This window comes from Saccharopolyspora sp. NPDC049426 (assembly GCF_040676935.1).
Classification (GTDB): domain Bacteria; phylum Actinomycetota; class Actinomycetes; order Mycobacteriales; family Pseudonocardiaceae; genus Saccharopolyspora.
Window position 1 is genome coordinate 484,749 of sequence record NZ_JBFAPZ010000002.1, and the last position, 18,999, is coordinate 503,747.

16 protein-coding genes are annotated in these 18,999 nt (G+C 69.7%); 2 read left to right on the forward strand and 14 right to left on the reverse strand.

The window, feature by feature from the left end; all coding sequences use genetic code 11:
* Window positions 1-12: 12 nt before the first annotated feature.
* The 4 genes from AB0J78_RS05490 to AB0J78_RS05505 all read right to left on the reverse strand — a co-directional run bounded on the left by AB0J78_RS05490 (window position 13) and on the right by AB0J78_RS05505 (window position 4,113).
* On the reverse strand, window positions 13-927 hold the full coding sequence (locus AB0J78_RS05490; protein ID WP_363787276.1) for an alpha/beta fold hydrolase: 915 nt from the start codon (window positions 925-927) through the stop codon (window positions 13-15).
* Window positions 928-1,086: 159 nt separating this feature from the next.
* A complete protein-coding gene (locus AB0J78_RS05495; RefSeq protein ID WP_363787278.1) occupies window positions 1,087-1,341 on the reverse strand; it encodes a hypothetical protein in 255 nt (84 codons plus the stop codon).
* 24 nt (window positions 1,342-1,365) lie between these two features.
* Window positions 1,366-2,709, reverse strand: coding sequence for a TRAP transporter large permease subunit (locus tag AB0J78_RS05500; RefSeq protein WP_363787281.1), 1,344 nt, complete (start codon window positions 2,707-2,709; stop codon window positions 1,366-1,368).
* A gap of 48 nt (window positions 2,710-2,757) precedes the next feature.
* Window positions 2,758-4,113 carry an NAD(P)-binding domain-containing protein gene (locus tag AB0J78_RS05505; protein WP_363787283.1) on the reverse strand — a complete coding sequence of 452 codons (1,356 nt, stop codon included), beginning with the start codon at window positions 4,111-4,113 and terminating at the stop codon, window positions 2,758-2,760.
* Between the two features lie 138 nt (window positions 4,114-4,251).
* On the opposite strand from AB0J78_RS05505, the gene AB0J78_RS05510 reads away from it, so the two are divergent.
* A complete protein-coding gene (locus tag AB0J78_RS05510) occupies window positions 4,252-5,013 on the forward strand; it encodes an IclR family transcriptional regulator (protein WP_363787285.1) in 762 nt (253 codons plus the stop codon).
* A gap of 31 nt (window positions 5,014-5,044) precedes the next feature.
* Here AB0J78_RS05510 and AB0J78_RS05515 read toward each other — a convergent pair whose 3' ends face one another.
* A complete protein-coding gene (locus AB0J78_RS05515) occupies window positions 5,045-5,554 on the reverse strand; it encodes a hemerythrin domain-containing protein (RefSeq protein WP_363787287.1) in 510 nt (169 codons plus the stop codon).
* Window positions 5,555-5,652: 98 nt separating this feature from the next.
* Window positions 5,653-6,963 carry an MFS transporter gene (locus AB0J78_RS05520; protein WP_363787289.1) on the reverse strand — a complete coding sequence of 437 codons (1,311 nt, stop codon included), beginning with the start codon at window positions 6,961-6,963 and terminating at the stop codon, window positions 5,653-5,655.
* 351 nt (window positions 6,964-7,314) lie between these two features.
* Between AB0J78_RS05520 and AB0J78_RS05525 the strand changes: the two genes are divergently transcribed.
* A complete protein-coding gene (locus AB0J78_RS05525) occupies window positions 7,315-7,995 on the forward strand; it encodes a polysaccharide deacetylase family protein (protein ID WP_363787292.1) in 681 nt (226 codons plus the stop codon).
* Between the two features lie 40 nt (window positions 7,996-8,035).
* Here AB0J78_RS05525 and AB0J78_RS05530 read toward each other — a convergent pair whose 3' ends face one another.
* From AB0J78_RS05530 to AB0J78_RS05565, 8 genes are all read right to left on the reverse strand, one after another.
* On the reverse strand, window positions 8,036-8,815 hold the full coding sequence (locus tag AB0J78_RS05530) for an alpha/beta hydrolase (RefSeq protein ID WP_363787294.1): 780 nt from the start codon (window positions 8,813-8,815) through the stop codon (window positions 8,036-8,038).
* Between the two features lie 101 nt (window positions 8,816-8,916).
* Entirely contained in the window at window positions 8,917-10,617 is a 1,701-nt protein-coding gene (locus tag AB0J78_RS05535; RefSeq protein ID WP_363787296.1) for a PQQ-dependent dehydrogenase, methanol/ethanol family, read from the reverse strand.
* 13 nt (window positions 10,618-10,630) lie between these two features.
* Entirely contained in the window at window positions 10,631-11,092 is a 462-nt protein-coding gene (locus tag AB0J78_RS05540; protein ID WP_363787298.1) for an MSMEG_3727 family PQQ-associated protein, read from the reverse strand.
* 227 nt (window positions 11,093-11,319) lie between these two features.
* Window positions 11,320-13,518, reverse strand: a complete 2,199-nt coding sequence (gene katG / locus AB0J78_RS05545; RefSeq protein WP_363787300.1) for a catalase/peroxidase HPI — start codon at window positions 13,516-13,518, stop codon at window positions 11,320-11,322.
* Window positions 13,519-13,540: 22 nt separating this feature from the next.
* Complete coding sequence (locus AB0J78_RS05550; RefSeq protein ID WP_363787302.1) at window positions 13,541-14,935, reverse strand: LytTR family transcriptional regulator DNA-binding domain-containing protein; 1,395 nt, start codon at window positions 14,933-14,935, stop codon at window positions 13,541-13,543.
* Between the two features lie 522 nt (window positions 14,936-15,457).
* Window positions 15,458-17,134 (reverse strand): glycoside hydrolase family 13 protein, encoded by a 1,677-nt coding sequence (locus tag AB0J78_RS05555; protein ID WP_363787304.1) that lies wholly within the window; start codon window positions 17,132-17,134, stop codon window positions 15,458-15,460.
* Window positions 17,131-17,973: a carbohydrate ABC transporter permease gene (locus tag AB0J78_RS05560; RefSeq protein WP_363787306.1), complete on the reverse strand. Its 843-nt coding sequence runs from the start codon at window positions 17,971-17,973 to the stop codon at window positions 17,131-17,133. The genes AB0J78_RS05555 and AB0J78_RS05560 overlap by 4 nt, the downstream gene beginning before the upstream one ends.
* Window positions 17,973-18,983, reverse strand: a complete 1,011-nt coding sequence (locus AB0J78_RS05565) for a sugar ABC transporter permease (protein ID WP_363787308.1) — start codon at window positions 18,981-18,983, stop codon at window positions 17,973-17,975. Before AB0J78_RS05565 ends, AB0J78_RS05560 begins: the two co-directional genes overlap by 1 nt.
* Between the last annotated feature and the right edge of the window lie 16 nt (window positions 18,984-18,999).

Here is an 18,999-nt window from a genome sequence, read left to right on the forward strand (position 1 = left end):
TTCCTCCTCTTGTCATGCCCGGATGCTGTCCTCGACGTGGTCGACGAATTCGGCCGCGCAGCGGGTCACCACATCGGGCCGGGTGCGCGGCAACCAGTGCCCGCCGGGCACGCGCCGCACGCGCAGGTCGGCGACCCACCGGCCGATGTCGGTCTGCAGGGGAGCGGAGACGTACGGGTCACCCGTCGGCACCACCAACTGCACGGGGACGTCCGCGCGTCGCTCGCTCGGCCGGCGCAGGCGTTCCGGCATGTTGGCGCGGTACAGCTCCAGCCCGTGGATGCCGTCGGCGACGCTCGGCGAGCCGGTGCGACCGCCGCTCGTGCGGTCCAGCCGCTCCAGCGCCCGCAGCACGCGCGGCACCACGCCGGCTCGCCAGGCGAGCTCGGGCAGGCCGGGGATCTGGAAGAACGCGATGTAGCCCGAGCACACGGCCTGGGTGACCAGTTCGCGCAGCCCGCGCGCGGACGGGCGGCGCAGCCGGGACCGGAACCAGTGCCCGGCGTGGTCCAGGCACGGACCGGAGATCGAGGTGAACGAGGCGATCCGCCCGCGCAGCAGCTCACCGGTGACGGCGTGCCACGTCTGGATCGCCCCCCAGTCGTGCGCCAGCAGGTGCACCTCGCCGGTCGGTGCGACGGCGTCGACGACCGCGGCGAGGTCCGCTTCGAGCCGGTCCAGCCGGTACGCCTCCCGCGATGCCGGAACCTCGGATGCGCCGGCGCCTCGGACGTCGTAGGTCACGAGGTGGTGGCGCTCGGCGAGCTCCGCCGCGACCCCGTCCCACACCGAGTGGTCGTCCGGGTAGCCGTGGACCGCGATCAACGTCGGGTGCGACGGGTCACCGCGCTCCTGCGCCGAGATCCGCACCCCATCGGCGCTGGTGACCATCCGCGTGCGCACATGAGCCACATCGTTGTGAGACATGATGTCAATATAGACAACAAGTCAATAGCAGCCGAGGGGCTCTCCGCGGCGGCGACGCCGGTTCTCGCGGGTTCCGCCGCCGCGGGCGGTTCTGGTCCGAACGTCCGTGATCGATGTCGGTTGTGCCCGGACAGCTCGGACCAAAACCGCCCCTCGGCCTCAATCGTCGGAGGTCGCCTTCGGCATGAAGTAGCCGCTGGCGAAGGCGACGAGTCCGAACAGGACCGCCGCTGCGATGCTCGGGGTGAGCAGGGCTTCCGACGCCCAGGTGATCCACGCGGGTCGCACGAGGACGAGCCCCGCGAGCTGGACGGCCACCAGCGCGGTGGCCAGGGCCAGGAAGATCAGCAGGGTGGTGATGAACGCGGCTCTGCAGGTCGCCTGGGTGCGGCCCGAGGTCGTCGTGGTGGACATGGCACTCCTCAGTCGTGGTGGTCGTCAGCGCAGGACGGGCAGTGCGCCCCAGGCGATCAGGCAGCCGATGAGCATGATCGGGACCATGTAGTAGGCGATCAGCGGGAGGAACGTCTTCTCCGGTTTCGCGCCGGTGATGCCCGCCGCGACGAAGATCGACCCGGAGGCCGGGGGAGAAGCGCCTTCGGTGGAGGCGAACACCAGGATCGCCGTGACGGCCAGGACCGGGTCGACGCCGACCGACACCAGCGACAGCAGCGCGACGTGCCCGACGGCGGTCAGCGTCGCCGTCGAGGACAGCGGCCCCGCCACCACGGCCACGAGCACGCCGACCAGGAGTGCCATCACGTACTTGTTGAGCTGCAGGTCGGCCAGGATTCCGTCGATGTCCCGGGCCAGCCCCAGGTCTCCGAGCACCTCGCTGGCGGCCACGGCGAAGAACAGCAGCGCCCCGATGCTGGTGAAGCGCGGCATCGCCCCGGCGAGCCAGTCGTGCCAGGCGCGCGCCCCGCGCGGGAGCTCGCGTCGGCCCACCAACATGGCCAGAACGGTGATCAGGACCGGGATCCAGGTCAGGATCTCGATGTTCTCGAGCGCTTCACCGATCGGCGTCCGGTTGGTCAGGAAGTCCGCGACGGGTCCGACCGTGATGCCGATCGGGACGATCGCGCCCAGCACGATGAGCAGGGCCGCACCGCCCTCGCGCAGCGCGGTGCGCAGGGGCTGGAGGTCCGCCTCGGGCGAGCGCTGGATCCCGTCCCTGCGGACGAAGTAGAAGACCAGCAGCAAGCGCCACACCACCTGGTAGATCCCGGCGCACAGCAGGGCGAGGTAGATCTGGCCGGTGGTCACCATCGAACCGGCGAAGCCGATCATGATGACCATCGAGGCGCTCGGCGGCAGGGCCGCGCCCAGCCCGCCGTTGCCGGCGAGGAAGGTCGCGCTGCGTTCGGGACTCCAGCCGGTGCGGATCATCCACGGCCCGGTGAAGGCGCCGGTGGCGGCGGTGTTGCCGGAGTTGGAGCCCGACAGCGCGCCCATGACCGCCGAGCCGACGGTGTCCACGACGACGGGTCCGCCGCGGACCCGCCCGACCAGCGAGTTGAGGATCCCGAGGAGCTTCTGGATCAGGCCGGTGCGGTCGACGACGTAGGCCATGAACACGAACGCGATCGCGGCGTAGAGGACCTCTTCGTCGAGCGCGCCGAGCATCCCGTTCAGCAGGGCTTCGGGTGCGTCGAGTCCGGCGAAAGCGGCGGTGACGAGCAGCCCGAACAGCATGGCTTCGCCCATGTTCCGCTTGAAGCCGACGTTCCAGACGATGATGGTGGCGATGAACGCGCCGAGCGCGATAAGGCCGGTGGGCATCTTTCGGTTCCCCTCTTCGGCACTGGAGCGGGGTGGACGGGGGACTGGTCAGGCGGGGCGTTCGCTGAGGATCCGCTGGTGCCGGGAGGATTCATCCTCCAGCACGGCACGCGCTCCGGCGAGGGTCCGGTGCGCCTCGGCCACCGGGACGACGATGACGCCGTCGGCGTCGGCGACCACGATGTCGCCGCGGTGCACGGCCACACCGCCGACCGCGACGTCCTCGCCCACCCGGTACGGCCCGTTCTTGTAGGGGCCGGCGGGGGACGTGCCCACCGCCCACACCGGAAATCCGGCTTCCGCGAGCGCGTCCACGTCGCGCACGGCACCGTCGATGATCATTCCGCGCACGCCCCGGTTGATGGCGCGATGCGCGATGAGCTCGCCGATCAGGGCGCGCGAGGGGTCACCGCCGCCGTCGACGACCAGGACGTCTCCGGGCTCGGCGACGGCCAGCGCCTGGTGGATGCCCTTGTTGTCACCTGGGCGGCACAGCACCGGAAGCGCGCGGCCGGCGATGTGCGCGCCGGGCCACATCGAACGCACCCGGGAAGCGACGACACCCATGCGGTCCCGCGCATCGCCGATCGCCGCTGCGGGGATCTCGGCAAACGCGTTGAGCAGGGCGGTCAGGTCGCGCGGTGCGTCCAAGCTCAGAGCCCGGTGCCGGTCGGCGACCGCGGTCGTCACGACGGGTGTCACGCCGAGCGAGGCGAGGAGGTCGGCCGCGGCCTGGGACTCGTGCGCCCGCCGCTCGGCGTGCTTGCGGGTTCCGCGGTCGAGCCGGTCGAGGGTGCGGTCACCGCCGACGAGGGTGGTGGCGATCTGGGCCCGGACCCACTCCGACTCCCCGGCGGCGGCTCCGGCGTCGACGGCTTCGGTGATCACCGCGCCCAGGCCCTTCATGAAGACGGTGCGCAGCATCTTCCGCCGCGACGCGTCGCCGGGTGAGCCGCCGATCGCGTCGACCTCGGCACCCAGCAGCCGGAACTTCTCGGCGACCGCGTCCGCAGCGGGGCCGGAGGCGATCAGGCCGGTGCGCGCGCCGAACTGCGGGACCGACCCGATGACCGCGACGTCGGCGCAGCGGTCCGCGGCATCACCCAGCGCCGCCGCGATCTCGGCCTTGCGCTGCGGCGATGCGGCGTTGAGGTCGGCGAAGACGGCCGAGCTCGCCAGGTGGGCGGCGCTGTCTGCCGCGACGCGGACTGCCTGCGCTGCCGTCACCAGGCTGATGACCAGGTCGGCGTCCCGCACGGCGTCCCCGATGCTCGCGGCGGCGGTGACCCCGTCCGGGAGCGGGGGCTCCGCCGGGTCGTGGGCGGTGACGGTCGCGCCGGTGGCGGCGAAACCGGCGGCGTAGATGCTCCCGGCCTCGCCCAAACCCAGCACTGCGATCTTCATCGATCGAACTCCGTATCACTCTATGATAAGAACAGGCATCTGATGAGAAGAACTGTGCGTCCAGGGCGCTGGCCTGTCAATGGAAGTGAGCAAACTTCTCATGCAGTGATAGGTTCGGCGTCGTCTCCAGGAGGTTCATTGACGACCGCGAAGAGCAACCCGATGCGTTCGGTGCACCGGGCGTTCGACGTCCTGAAAGTGCTGGAACTGGCGCAGCAGCCGTTGCGGCTCACCGATCTCGCCCAGCGGAGCGGACTGCACGTGGCCACGGCGCAACGCGTCGTCACCGTGCTCATCGAGCACGGCTACGCCAGCCGGCACGCCAACGGCTACACCGCCGGCCCGGCCGCGCTGTCGACGGCCCACGCGTTCGCGATGACCAGCCCGCTGCGCCTCGTCGCCCGGCCGGTGCTGGAGGAGATCGCCACCGCGACGGGGCTGACCGCCTCGTTGTACGTGCGGGTGCAGGAGAGCCGCGTGCTGATCGACCGGGTCGAGGGCGGGCGGCGTCCGCAGTACTCGCTGCCCATCGGGGAGCGGTTGCCGCTCTACCCGGGCGCTGCGGGCAAGGTCTTCCTGGCGGGTGAGGGCGACCTCGCGGCGGAGGCCGAACGGCTGGGGTCGGTGACCTTCGCCAGCGGAACCGTTCTCGACGCGGCGGGCATCCGCGCGGACCTGGAGCGGGTCCGCCGGGAGGGATGCGCGATCTCGGTCGACGAGCGGCAGTTCGGCACCACCGCGATCGCTGCGCTGATCACGGACAACGCGGGCGACGTGCTGGGGTCGTTCGGGCTCAGCGGGGCGACGAGGTCATTCGGCGACGTCCGCGATTCCGCGTTGCCGGGAGACGTCCGCCGCGCCGCTCAGGCGATCGGCGCGCGGGTTCCGGCAGCTGGGTGAGCTGCCGGAACCCGTTGGTGTGCGCGTGATTTCAGTGCTGGTGCTGTGACGGGCCCTTGCTCCGGACGAGGGCCCGGACGTTGTCGATGCGTCCGCAGTCCGCGTCGATGAGCTCGCGGCGCTTGGCCGTGAACACCCTGCCGAGTTCGACTCGGTGGTCCGCGTCGACCTTCGCGCGCGCGTCGTTGAGGACGGTGCGCTCCTCCTCGTCGAGGTGGTGGGTCAACGACTCGCTGAGCTCCTCCAGCCGGGAATCCCACTGCTCGGATCCCGGTTCGTCGCACTCCATGAGCGCCAGCAGCGCTTCGTGGCCCTCCGCGTGCTCCTCGGCCCCGTGGTCGACGTCCTCGGCGTCCTCGGCGGAGAGCTTGCGCAGCACCGGGTACACCTCGGATTCCTCGGCCTCGGCGTGCGCGACCAGGAGTGCGGCGATCTCGCCGAGCGCGGACCTGCGGTCTCCCGCGGAGCTGCGCAGGGTGCGCAGCAGGTCTTCGAAGCGGCGGTGATCGGCCAGGATGAGTTCGACGACGTCCTCGGACACGGTGGTCCCCTTCGACCTGTGGTGGTGTTCGGGTTCCTGTGGATCATCGGGGATCACCGTGTGCCTGGCAAGGAAATGCGCGCGGGTTCGCGCCCGGCTCAGGTCGTGACCGGGGCCGCGGTGTCGCTGAGGTCCCGCTTGTAGGTCTCGGCGAGCAGGTAGGTCGACACGAACGAGATCAGGCACAGCACCACGACGTACCCGGCGATGGACAGGGAGCTTCCCGTCGCCGCGAACAGCGCGGTGCAGATCATCGGAGCGATGCCGCCGCCGAGGATCGCCGCGATCTGGTAGGCCAGCGAGGCGCCGCTGTAGCGCAGCCGGGTGCTGAACAGCTCCGAGAAGAAGGCCGACTGCGGTCCGTAGACGGCGGTTCGGCACGCCTGCACGACGAGCCCGGCCAGCAGGAACAGCCCGATGGAGCCGCTGTCGACCATCATGATCCAGGGCACCGCGAACAGGGCGAGCGCCAGCATCCCGCCCAGCGACATGCCGCGCCTGCCGAGCCGGTCCGAGAGCAGGCCGAACGCCAGCATCAGCGGGATGTCGACGGCCGCCAGCAGCGCGTTCGCGCTCAGGATCGTGGTGCGCTCGTAGTCGAGGGTCTTGGTGGTGTACGAGACGATCCAGGTGGTGCCGACGTAGAACGTCGCGTTGGTGGCGAGGAAGGACCCGGCGGCCAGCAGGATCGTCTTCGGGTGCTTGCGCAGCACCTCGATCACCGGCATCCGCTCGGCGCGCTCCTGCTCCTTGCGCTGCATGGCCTGCTCGAACACCGGGCTCTCGCTGATCTTGAGCCGGATGGCGAAGCCGACGACGATCAGCAGCGCGCTGCACAGGAACGGGACCCGCCAGCCCCAAGCCAGGAACGTCTCCTCGGACATGTTCGCCGACAGCGCGGTGAACGTCAGGTTCCCCAGCAGCAGGCCGGCCGGGACGCCCACCTGCGGCCAGCTGCCGTAGAAGCCGCGCTTGCCCTTCGGCGCGTGCTCGACGGCCATGAGCGCGGCTCCGCCCCACTCGCCGCCGACGCCGATGCCCTGGGCGAAGCGCAGCAGCGTCAGCACGATCGGCGCCCACACGCCGATCGTGGCGTAGGTCGGCAGCAAGCCCATCAGCAGCGTCGCGACACCCATCAGCATCAGCGAGCCGATGAGCATGGGTTTGCGCCCGAGCTTGTCGCCGTAGTGCGCGAACAGCACGCCGCCGATGGGGCGGGCGAGGAAGCCGACGGCGAAGGTCGCGAAGGCGGCGACGGTGCCGACGACGGGGTCGAACTTGGGGAAGAACAGCTGGTTGAACACCAGCGCTGCGGCGGTGCCGTAGATGAAGAAGTCGTACCACTCGATGGTGGTGCCGATGAGGCTGGCGAGCGCTACTCGCCGAGCGCTCGTCGCGGTGGCGGCCATTCGGTCGACCTCCGGGGTGTTGAGCTGCGGCTGTGACCCAAATAACTAACGGTGTAAGTTTTAGGGACGGTAGCGATCCGGGCGAATCATCACAAGAGGTACTTCTCGACTCTTTCCGGAAGGAAAACTTTCGGAAAGCTGCCCCGCGTCTTGCGCCATCCGGCCGATCTTCTTCCGCTGGAGTAGCTCGAAAAGCTTGCAATACAAGGCGAAAGTTCCAGATCGTTCAGGCTTTTCGGGAGAGATAGCCCGAAAGTGTTTCGAAAGGCGATGTTTGACCCCGCCTCGACGCCACCGCATACTCGGTCCCGGTCGGATCTCCCGTCAGCGCGGTCGAGAGGGTGCGGTGGCATGTCACCGAGAACGAGGGCACGCGGCTGCGTCGCCGGTGCGGTGCTGGTCGCGGCGGTTCTGGTGACTCCTCCGGCGGCCTCCGCTCAGCCCGCGTGTGCGGGCCACGTCGGGCTCACCTTCGACGACGGGCCCACCGACACCACCGCGGAACTGCTGAACGCGCTGCGGCAGAACGGTCTGCGCGCAACGATGTTCAACCGCGGCGACAGCGCGGACACCCACCCGGCGCTGGTGGCCGAGCAGGTCGACGCGGGGATGTGGGTCGGCAACCACAGCTACGGCCATCAGCACATGACGCAGCTGACCCGGTCCGAAATGGACGATGAGATCTCACGCGCCCAAACAGCCATCGCCGGCGCGGGCGGCGGGACCCCGAACCTGTTCCGCCCGCCCTACGGCGAGACCAACGAGACCTTGCGCGAGGTCGCCGCGTCCCACGGCCTCACCGAGATCATCTGGGACGTCGACTCCCTGGACTGGAACAACGCCACGGTCGACCAGATCGTGGAGGCCAACGCCCGCCTCACCGACGGCCAGGTCATCCTCATGCACGACTGGGCGCCCAACACCCTCGAAGCGATCCCCAGGATCGCGGAGGTCTTGGAGGACAAGGGACTCTGCCCGGGAGCGATCTCCCCGCGCACCGGCCAGGCGGTCGCCCCCGACGAACTTCCGTGAGGATGGTTCTGGTCCGAATCGTCCATGATCATTGTCCGTTCTACCCGTTCAATTCGGGCCAGAACTGACCGCGGGTGAGGAACGGGTGGGCGTGGGCCAGGACTTCCGCGGTGCTGCGCCAGGCTTGGACGTGGTCCGCCTCCGGGATGGAGGCGAACGGCGTGCCGGTCCGGGTCGCGAAGGCGCGCATGGGTTCGTGCCAGGGATCGGCCGTGCCCGCGTACATCAGCAGTGGGACGGGGCTGCGTTCCAGTGATTCGTGCACGCCCGGTTCGTGGCGGAAGGACTCGTAGTTCGCCCGCAGCGCCTCGGGACCGACGGCGTCGATGACGGCCGCGTAGGCGGGGTTGGTGCGTGCGCCCTGCTGCATCAGCGGCCAGGGATCGGTGTCGGGGGGAAGCCCCAGATCGTCGAGCATGGCCTCGACCGCCGAGCGGAAGCCGTTGATCGGGTCGAAGGCGCCGGCGACGAGGCGGGTGAGCCGGTCCGGTGCGTGCACCGCGACGGCGTAGCCGGTCAGGGCGCCGAGCGAGTAGCCCCAGAACGCGGCCTCGTCCAGGCCTAGGTCGTCGAGGACGGCCGTGACGGACTCCGCGCGGCGGGCCAACGAGTAGTCGGCGGGCGTCACCGGGGCGGAGCTCGCGCCGAGCCCGAGCGGATCGACCGTGATCACCGTGTGGGTGACCGCGAGAACCGAGGTGTAACCAGCCTTGGTCCACTGCGCGCCGGTCTGGAACATGCCCGGGTGCAGCACCAGCGGTGGCCCGTCACCGACGACCTCGTAGGCGATCTTCATTCCCCTGCGCTGCGCGATCGGCACCTGCTCCTCCTCGACCCGGGTCCGGCGAGCATGGCACGACTCGGCCCCGGGGTGGAGGTTTCCGCGGAAACTCCCACTCCCGGGGCCGAGTTCGGGATCGCCTAGCGCATGGCCGGGATGTCCGGCAGCGCGAAGACGATGAGAGCGCTGCCGTGGCCCGCTCCGAGCATTCCCGGGAGGAAGCCCTCGATCCAGCCGCCCCAGCCGACCGGCACGGCGACGTACTGCTTGCCGTCGACCGAGTAGGTCATGGGGCTGCCGTGGTGGCCGCTACCGCACTGGAACTCCCACAGCTTCTCGCCGTTGCGGGCGTCCAGGGCGACGAACTCGCCCGAAGGTGTGCCGGCGAAGACCAGGTCTCCGGCCGTGGCCAGCACCGAGGAGCACATCGGCAGGCTGTTGCGCCAGCGCCACTTCTCCTCGCCCTTGGAGTCGAAAGCGCTGATGGAGCCGCGCATGTCGTCGGCATCGACCTGAACTCCGGCTCCCCAGTAGGGGATTCCTTCGCGGAACTCGCGGCGACGTCGCGTGGCGGTGGCGCCGACGTCCTGCACCGGGACGTAGAACAGCTCGGTGCGCGGGCTGTAGGCGGCGTGCGTCCACTCCTTCGCACCGGCCGGGCCGGGGTAGAAGTGGACCGGTTCGCCTTCGGCGTCCGGGTACTTCCTGGGCGTCACCTTGCCGTCGCGGGTGATGGTGCCCCAGTCGATCCGGTCCACGTAGGGCGTGACCGAGATCAGCTCGCCGTTGGTGCGGTCGAGCACGAAGAAGTACCCGTTCTTGTCGAAGTGGCCGAGCATCTTGCGCCCGTCCTGGTCGAACAGGATGTTCTCCATGGTGCTGTCGTAGTCCCACACGTCGTGCGGGGTGCACTGGTAGTGCCACTGGATCTGGCCGGAGTCCACGTCCACCGCGACGATGCTGTCGGTGAAGAGGTTGTCGCCCTCGCGGACCGCGCCGTCGAAGTCCGGAGCCGGATTGCCCGTGCCCGCGTACAGCAGGTTGGTCTCCGGGTCGAAGGTCGCGGTGACCCACGGGTTCGCGCCGCCGCGCGCCCACGCCTCGCCGTCGGAGGGCCAGGTCTCAGAACCCGGCTCGCCCGGCTTGGGGACCGTGTAGCAGCGCCAGCGGTGCTCGCCCGACTCCAGGTCGAAGGCGTCCATGTGGCCGCGCACGCCGAACTCGCCGCCGGAGCTTCCGACGATGAGCATGTCCTTGACGACCAGCGGAGCGATCGTCGCGCTCTCCCCGGCCCGCACGTCGCCGACGGTCTTGTCCCAGACCTTCTCGCCCGTCACCGCGTCGAGCGCGAGGAGGTGGGCGTTGGGCGTCACGGCGAAGACCTTGCCCTTGGCGACCGCGACACCGCGGTTGACGTTCCCGCAGCACAGCGACACGTCGTAGGGCACGGCGTGCTTGTAGCGCCACAGGTGCGCGCCTGTCTTGGCGTCGAGCGCCCACACCCAGCCGTCCCAGCCGGACACGTACATGACCCCGTCGACGACCACCGGCGTGGCCTCGAACGCGTAGGTCGAAGCCCCCGCGATCATGCCTTCAGTGCTCGCCTGGAAGATCCAGGCGGGGCCGATGCTCTTGACGTTCTCGGTGTTGATGTCGTCGAGCAGGCTGTAGCGCTGCCCGTCGTAAGCGCCGTAGTAGGTGAGCCAGTTGTGCGATTCGGAACGCGCGTCCATCAGCCGTTCGTATCCGACGCTCAAGGCGACGTCGGGCGCGTTCCGGGGCTCGGTGGTCAGCAAGCCCTGGTTGATCGCCTCACCGGCGTCCACGTATTCCACGGTCATGGTTGGGTCCTCCCTACGGGCGCGGCTGGTCGGGGCGGTCGAGGCGGGCTTCCGGCGGCACCTCGCCGAGCACGACGATGGCGCCGGTCAAGCCCCGGCCCTCGTCGTTGCCGGTGGGAGAGCTGAACCAGTAGTAGCCGGGGCCGTCCAGGTTGAGCTTGGCCTTGCCCTTGGAGTGGTTGACCAGCCAGATGAACTTGCGGTCGCCGTTGCTGGGCAGCAGCGCGCAGTGGGTGTTGAAGTCGTCGTTGATGAGCGTCAGTTCGAGGTCGCCGCCGTGCGGGAGGATCAGGATCGAAGGATCCCAAGCGATCTCGTCCGGTTCGATGCGAACCGTCGCCTCCATCGTGCCGTCGGCCCGTTCGGTGGCCTGTTCGATGTTCCCGGTGCCGAGCACACGGCCGATCGTCGCCCCGTTCTGGACGTCCAGGCGGACTGAGTGGAGCAGGTCGGTGCGTTCCTTCGCTGTCGTCATCGGACCTCACCTCCTCGTGAATCCGTCTCCCGAAGGCACCCGAAGTTGATTTGCTGCGAACCGAATTCGTGAACGCGGTTCGAAAAAGTCAGGCGTGCGCGGGAGAACAGCAGTGGGTCATACCAATTTCCCCGTACCGAATCGGACATTACGCCGGGTTCGGGGTGGCCAAAACCGGAGACCGCCGGACCGGGCGCCCGTACCGTTCGCACGGCCGGAACTACCGCTCAGACACCGAACCTGCCGAGGTTCATGACCTTGTCCCAGGCGCGGGTGAAATCGTGCACGAACTTCGCTTCGTCACTGGCGTAGACCTCGGCGATCGCGCGCAGCTCGGGATTCGACCCGAAGGTGAGGTCGACTCGGCTCGCAGACCACCGAACGCGACCGGTCGCACGGTCTTTTCCCTCGAAAGTGCCTGATCCAGGAGTCCATTCGGTGCTCATGTCGAGGAGGTTGGTGTAGAAGTCGTTGGTGAGCTTGCCGGGTCGGGTGGTGAGGACGCCGAGTGGTGATCGGTGGTGGTTGCTGTCGAGCACGCGGAGCCCTCCGATGAGGGCGGTCATCTCCGGAGCGCTGAGCGTGAGTTGGTTGGCGCGGTCGACGAGGAGGTGCTCGGCGGGCAGCGGGGCGTGCGCGCTGGTGTGGTTGCGGAACCCGTCGGCCGTGGGTTCGAGCGCGGCGAAGGAGTCGACGTCGGTCCACTCCTGGGTGGCGTCGGTGCGCCCAGGCGTGAAGGGAACGGGGATGCCGTCGGCCGCGTGTTCGATGGCGGTGCAGCCTGCGAGGACGATGAGGTCGGCCAGCGAAACCCGTTTTCCAGCGGTCTGTTCGGTGTTGAAGCGCTCCTGGACCGCCTCCAGGGCGGCGATCACGGGCCCGGTGATGTCGGGATCGTTGACCTGCCAGTCGCGTTGCGGGGCCAGCCGGAGGCGAGCACCGTTCGAGCCGCCGCGCTTGTCGCTGTCGCGGTAGGTCGACGCCGACGCCCACGCGGTGAACACAAGGTGCCGCACCGGAATGCCGAGGTCGAGGATCCGGGTCTTGAGCCCGGCGACGTCGTCGGAGTCGACGGGGGCGTGGACTGCTTCGGGAACGGGGTCCTGCCAGATCATCCGCTCCGCCGGGACCAGGGGCCCGAGGTAGCGCTGCCGGGGTCCCATGTCGATGTGGGTGAGCTTGAACCACGCGTGCGCGAAGGCGTCGGCCAGCTCGTCGGGGTGGGCGAGGAAGCGGCGTGCGATCGGTGCGTAGTCGGGGTCTTCCTGCAAAGCCAGGTCGGTGGTCAGCATCGTGGGCGTGCGGGTCTTCGACGGGTCGTGGGGGTCGGGTGCGGTTCCCTGCCCTCGGCCGCCGCGGGGCACCCACTGCCACAGCCCGGCCGGGCTGAGCACGACGTCCCACTCGTAGGCGAACAGCGTCTCCAGGAACGAGTTGTCCCACCGGGTCGGGGTGGGCGTCCAGATCCCTTCCAAGCCGCTGGTGATGGCATCCGCTCCCGTGCCGGTGCCGTGGCTGCTCCGCCAGCCCAGGCCCTGTTCTTCCAAGCCCGCGGCCTCGGGTTCGGCTGCCACGTGGTGCAGGTCGGCGGCGCCGTGGGTCTTGCCGAAGGTGTGCCCGCCGACGATGAGCGCGACGGTCTCCACGTCGTTCATCGCCATCCGCCCGAACGTCGTGCGGATGGCCTTGCCCGCGGCGATGGGGTCGGGCAGCGTCGCGGGGCCCTGCGGGTCGACGTAGATCAGACCCATCTCGTCGGCTGCGAGGGGTTGCTGGAGGTCTCGGACGCCGGTGTGGCGCTCGTCGGCGAGCCAGGCCCGTTCCGGGCCCCAGTAGACGTCGGCTTCGGATTCCCACACGTCCTCGCGGCCTCCGGCGAAGCCGAGCGTGGTGAAGCCCATGGATTCCAGCGCGCGGTTGCCGGCGAAGACCATGAGGTCGGCCCAGGAGATGCTGCGGCCGTACTTCTGCTTGATCGGCCACAGCAAACGGCGTGCTTTGTCGAGGTTGCGGTTGTCGGGCCAGCTGTTGGTCGGTGCGAAGCGCTGCATGCCAGTGCTGGCACCGCCTCGGCCGTCGGTGACGCGGTAGGTCCCCGCGCTGTGCCAGGCCATCCGCAGCACCAGCGGCCCGTAGTGCCCGAAATCGGCCGGCCACCAGTCCTGCGAGGTGGTCAGGACCTCGTCGATGTCGCGGGCCAGCGTGTCGAGGTCGAGTTTCTCGAACTCGGCCGGGTAGTCGAAGTCCGGGCCCAGCGGGTTCGCCGCGGGGTGGTGCTTGGCCAAGATCCCCAGGTCCAGTCGGGCCGGCCACCAGTCGCGGTTGTCCCCGCCCGCGGCGGGGTGATTGCGGACCCGCTCAACGCGCCGCCGCAGGCTCTGGTCGTAGTTCCGGGTGATCGCCACGGCATCGGGGTTCTCCGGCATCGGAACCTCCCTCCCGGCAACCTCAGATGTCCAGCGCCCGCCGCACGGCCGGGGCGTTCCTCCGCGACACCGGCACCATCGCGTCCGCGCCGCTGTCCATCACCAGCAGCAGTTCGCCCTTGCACCGGCGTTCGACCTCGCGGACGCGTCCCACGTTGACCACGTACCGGCGGTGCACTCGCAGGAATCCGGCGTCGCCATGCTCGGCTTCGAGCTTGTCGAGGCTGCCGGAGGCGGCGCGCAACCGGCCCTGATCGGTGGACAGCCAGACGTCGTTGCCCTCCGACTCGGCGAAGGAGACCTCGGACAGCCGCAGCAGCACCATCCGGTTCTCCCGCATCGCCACGATCCGGTCCGGCCTGCCCCGGTGGTTCGTACCGCTTTCGGCGCGCGGCAGCTGCTCGCCGTCGGCGACGCCGAAGAAGAGCAGGTTGCCGACCAGGTGCCCGGACAGGAACACCGGACGGAAGCTGACCGAGCTGGGCTCGTCGCTGAGATGGGTGTGGACCTGGGTCGTGCCGACCCAGGCGGGGTCGCGGGACGCCTGCTTGACGGCGTAGCGGGCGGCCTTGATCACCTCGGGCAGCCTCGGGTTCCACCGCACCGCCGGCTCGGTCGCGGGCGTCGAGCTCGGCACGCCGAGCAGCACTCCGGCGGTGTCGTCGGCGATCACCACGCGTCCCGCCGGGTCCAGCGCGGCCAGCGCCACGCCGGAGCGCGACCGGGCGTGGTGGAAAGCGGCGATCAGCTCGACGCTGCCGTCCTTGGCGCGCTGCACCAGCGTGCGCTGGGTGCGCGTGGCCGCGTTGCTCAGCCAAGCGCCTGCCGAGGTGGGTGGTTCGCTGCGCCAGCACGAGATGTTGAGCACCGCGATCGGCTCGCGCGTCACCACGTCCCGGATCGCCACACCCGCGCAGGTCCAGTCGTGGAAGGCCTGGCACCAGTGCTCGGCACCGCGGACCACCACCGGCGCGTGCGACTCCAGCGCCGTGCCCATGCCGTTGGTGCCCGTGGCCTGCTCCGACCAGCAGAACCAGGTGGACAGGTTGGCTTCGGCGGCGATCTCGCGGGTGGCCGGATCGCCCCACTCGGCCAGGATCCGGCCCGTGGCGTCGGCGACGGTCACCACGCCGCCGCCGTTGCTCACCTCGTGCGCCACCGACGCCGCGCGGAAGCCCAGCTCGGCGAACACGACGTCGTGTTCGAGCGTGTGGTCGACGTCGGCCACGGCGATGGGGGCCTTGGTGAGGCCCGGATCGACGCGGTACTGGTCGCGGCAGCGGTGCCAGGAGATAGCCACTTCGGGCCGCACGCCGCGGACGTCGTCCTCTCCGCGCACGAAGCGCTCCCACGCCCCGTACACGGTGGTGTTGCCGGGGACGCGGGACATCGGGTCCAGCCGGTGCACCTCTGCCATACAAGACCGCCTTTGGTCTCCCACCGAGCCGACCGGGGAATCATCGGATTCCACGCTGCTCCAGGGTCTACCTCCAGCTTATTCCCGAAACCCGGACCAGCACGATGAGAGACCACCACAAACCCCACCCGAGCACCCACAAACCCCACCCGAGCACCCGAACCCGAACCGCGCCCCGGGCCGGGCCCCCGGGGCCTGAACCCGGTGCACCCCACCCGGCGAACAGCGGTTCGACACAGTCCGAACCCCGATTTCCACTGAACTCCGGTCCCGAACTTCAGTGGAACTCCGGTCCCGGGTTTCAGTGGAAGTCTGGTTCCGGATTTCAGTGGAAGTCCGGTCTGGGGGCTGGTGGAGGCCGGAAGTGGACGACGTGTGGCGTTCCGGGCGGGTTGCCTGATCACGGTGGTCGTCGGGTAAGCGGAAAACCGCCGTGATCAGGTGCCGGAATACAGGAGTATTCGGGGACCCGATTACGGCGGTTCTCCGGGTGGTGCCGTCGGGGGCTGAGGTGTGCCGCTCTCAGTCGGCCAGCCACACCGCTGTGTCGGTGGGGAGGTGGTCGCCGGCCAGGTCGTCGCTGGTGAGCAGGACCCGTCCGTGGTCGGGCAACGGCTGCGGGCTGCTGGACATGTTGACCACGCATGTGAATCCGGGCTCGCGGCGGAACGTCAGAACACCGCTGGGGGAGTCCAGCCAGCGCATCCCGCCTTCGCCCAGCGCGTCGAGCTCGCGCCGCAGGCGCAGCGCCCCGCGGTAGAGCTCCAGCATCGAGGCCGCATCGCCGTCCTGCGCCTCGGCGGTGAGGTCTCGCCAGTCACCCGGCTGGGGGAGCCAGGACTCCGCGGACCCGCCGGGGCCGAAGCCGAACGGCGGGGTCGAACCCGACCACGGCAGCGGTACCCGGCAGCCGTCGCGACCCCGCTCGGTGCGACCCGAGCGCTCCCACATCGGGTCCTGCAGGGCCTCCTCGGGGAGGTCTTCGACCTCCGGGAGCCCGAGCTCCTCTCCCTGGTAGACGTAGGCGCCGCCCGGCAGCGCGAGCATCAGCAGCGCCGCCGCGCGCGCCCGGCGGGTCCCGCGGGCCAGGTCCGGTTCGTCGAGGACCAGCTCGTCCTCGCCGATCGCGCGCTGGTCGTGCGGCACCCACGCCGTCTCCCTGCCGTACCGGGTCACGTGCCGGGGCACGTCGTGGTTGGACAGCACCCACGTCGGCGGCGCCCCCACGGCGGTCAAGCTCGCCATCGTCGAGTCGATGACCTCGCGCATCCGCTCCGGGCTCCACGGGCACTTCAGGAAGTCGAAGTTGAACGCGGTGTGCAGACCACCCGGCCGCAGGTACCGGGCGAGTCGTTCCGGTGACGGCGCCCAGGCCTCGGCGACGAACTTGCGCTCGCCCGGGTACTCGTCGGCGATGCGGCGCCACCGGCGGTAGATCTCGTGCACCTCGTCGCGGTCCCAGTGGGGGTGCGCGAGGCGCTCGTCCGGCTCGCCGGTCAGGTCCGGCAGCTCCGGGTCCTTGACCAGGCCGTGGGCGACGTCGATGCGGAACCCGTCCACGCCGCGGTCGAACCAGAACCGCAGGACGTCGGCGAACTCGTCGTGGACCTCGGGGTTCGCCCAGTTCAGGTCGGGTTGTTCGGGGGCGAACAGGTGCAGGTACCACTCCCCGTCGGCCACCCGGGTCCACGCCGGACCGCCGAACACCGACCGCCAGTTGTTCGGCGGCCGCTCACCGTCGGCGCCCAGGCCGGGCCGGAAGACGAAGCGCTGCCGCTCCCGAGAGCCGGGCCCGGCCGACAGCGCGGCCTGGAACCACCGGTGCTGATCGGAGGTGTGGTTGGGCACGATGTCCGGGATGATGCGCAGCCCGTGCTCGTGCGCGTCGGCGATCAGCTTCTCCGCGTCGGCGAGGCTGCCGAAGCGCGGATCGATGTCGCGGAAGTCGGCCACGTCGTAGCCCGCGTCCGCCTGCGGCGAGCGGTACCACGGGTTGATCCACAACGCGTCGACGCCCAGAACCCGCAGGTAGGGCAACTTCGACCGGATGCCCTCGATGTCGCCCATCCCGTCGCCGTCGCCGTCGGCGAAGCTGCGGATGTAGACCTGGTAGATCACCGCGTCGCGCCACCACGGAATTTCATCAGAGCGGTTGTACTGCAACGTTTCTCCCGCTTCGAACGAGTCCACTTCGGTCATTTGAGCCCGCCCGAGGTCAGGCCGGCGATGATGCGGCGCTGGAAGATGAGCACGGCGATGACCAGTGGGACGGTGACGATCACGCCCGCCGCCATCTGGGTGCCGAAGGGCTGCTCGTGCCCCTGCGCGCCAACGAACTTCGAGATGGCGACCGTGACGGTCTGCATCTCCTTCTCGTTGACCATGCTCAGCGCGATGATGAACTCGTTCCACGCCATGATGAAGGTCAGGATCGCCGTGGTGAACACGCCGGGCGCCGCCAGCGGGACGATCACCTTGCGGAAGGCCTGACCGGGCGTGCACCCGTCCACCATCGCCGCCTGCTCCAGCTCCACCGGCATCTGGCGGAAGAAGGTCGTCAGGTTCCACACCGCCAGCGGCAGCGCGAACGACAGGCTCGGCAGCACCATCGCCTGGTAGGTGTTGATCCAGCCGATGTCGGTGAACAGCTTGAGCAGCGGCACGATCAGCGAGATGCCCGGGAACATCGAGCAGGCGATGATCAGCGCCAGCACGGCGTTCTTGCCGCGGAACTGCAGCCGCGCCAGCGCGTAGGCGGTCGTCATGCCGATCACCAGGGTCAGCAGCGTGGTCACCGAGGCGACCACGAAGCTGTTCAGCAGCGCCCAGCCGAACCCCACGTCGGGGGCGAAGACGGCGCGGAAGTTCTCCAGCGACCACACCGCGGGCAGCGGGCTGAGGTCGAACTGGTCGGACGGGCGCCGGAACGCCGTGGCCGCCATCCAGTAGAACGGGGCCAGGCAGTACAGCACGATCACCGCGACACCCGCGTGCGGCAACCAGCGCTTCCACGATCGGGCCGAGGACGAAGCGGCCATCACGCCACCGCCTTTCGGGTTCTCCGCGCGGCTTTCACCTGCGAGCGGGCTTCACCCAGCAGGTCCGCGCCCAGCAGCTTGACGAAGGCGAAGGCCACGACGGCGACGTAGCAGAACATGATCGTCGCGTAGGCCGCGGCGGGCCCGTACTGCACGTTGGTGGCCTCCTGCCAGGCCAGCATCGACAGGGTCTCCACCGATTCCTTCTGCTGCCCGATCAGCACGAACGGCAGGTCGAACATGCGCAGCGAGTCGAGCATCCGGAACAGCACCGCCACCAGCAGCGCCGGACGCACGAGGGGGAGCGTGATGTGCGCGAACCGCTGCCAGGCGGTGGCGCCGTCGACCCGCGCGGCCTCGAAGACGTCGCGCGGGATCACCTGCAGACCCGCCAGCACCAGCAGGCCCACGAACGGTGCGGTCTTCCACACCTCGGCCACGATCACGGCCAGCTTCGCCGGTCCGCCGTCGGCGCTCCAGAGCACCTGCGTTCCGAGCATCGCGTTGACCACGCCGTCGGAGGCGAAGATCCACCGCCACAGCAGCGCCGAGACCGCGGTCGGAATCGCCCACGGCACCAGCACGCTCGCGCGCACCAGGCCGCGCCCGCGGAACGCCCGGTGCATGATCAGCGCCATCACCACGCCGAGCGCCGCCTCCAGGACCACCGTCGTCGTGGTGAAGAAGGTGGTGTTCCACATGGCGTTCCAGAACCGCGCGGCGGCGGGACCGGTGAAGATCTCGGCGTAGTTGCCGAGTCCGGCGAACTGCTCGCCCTCGACCACGAACCCTTCGGCGTCGACGCCTTGGCCCTCGGTGAACAGCGACTGCCGCAGCGCCGCGACGATCGGGTAGACCACCACCAGACCGAGCACCAACAACGTCGGCGACACGAGCATCCCGGCCAGTCGCGCGACGGCGGCGGCCTGGGGCGATCTCCGCCTGCGGCGATCGCGCGCCGCGAGGCGCCCGGACGAGGGCACGGCGGCGGATTCCACTTCTGTCGTCATCATCTACCTCCCCGCG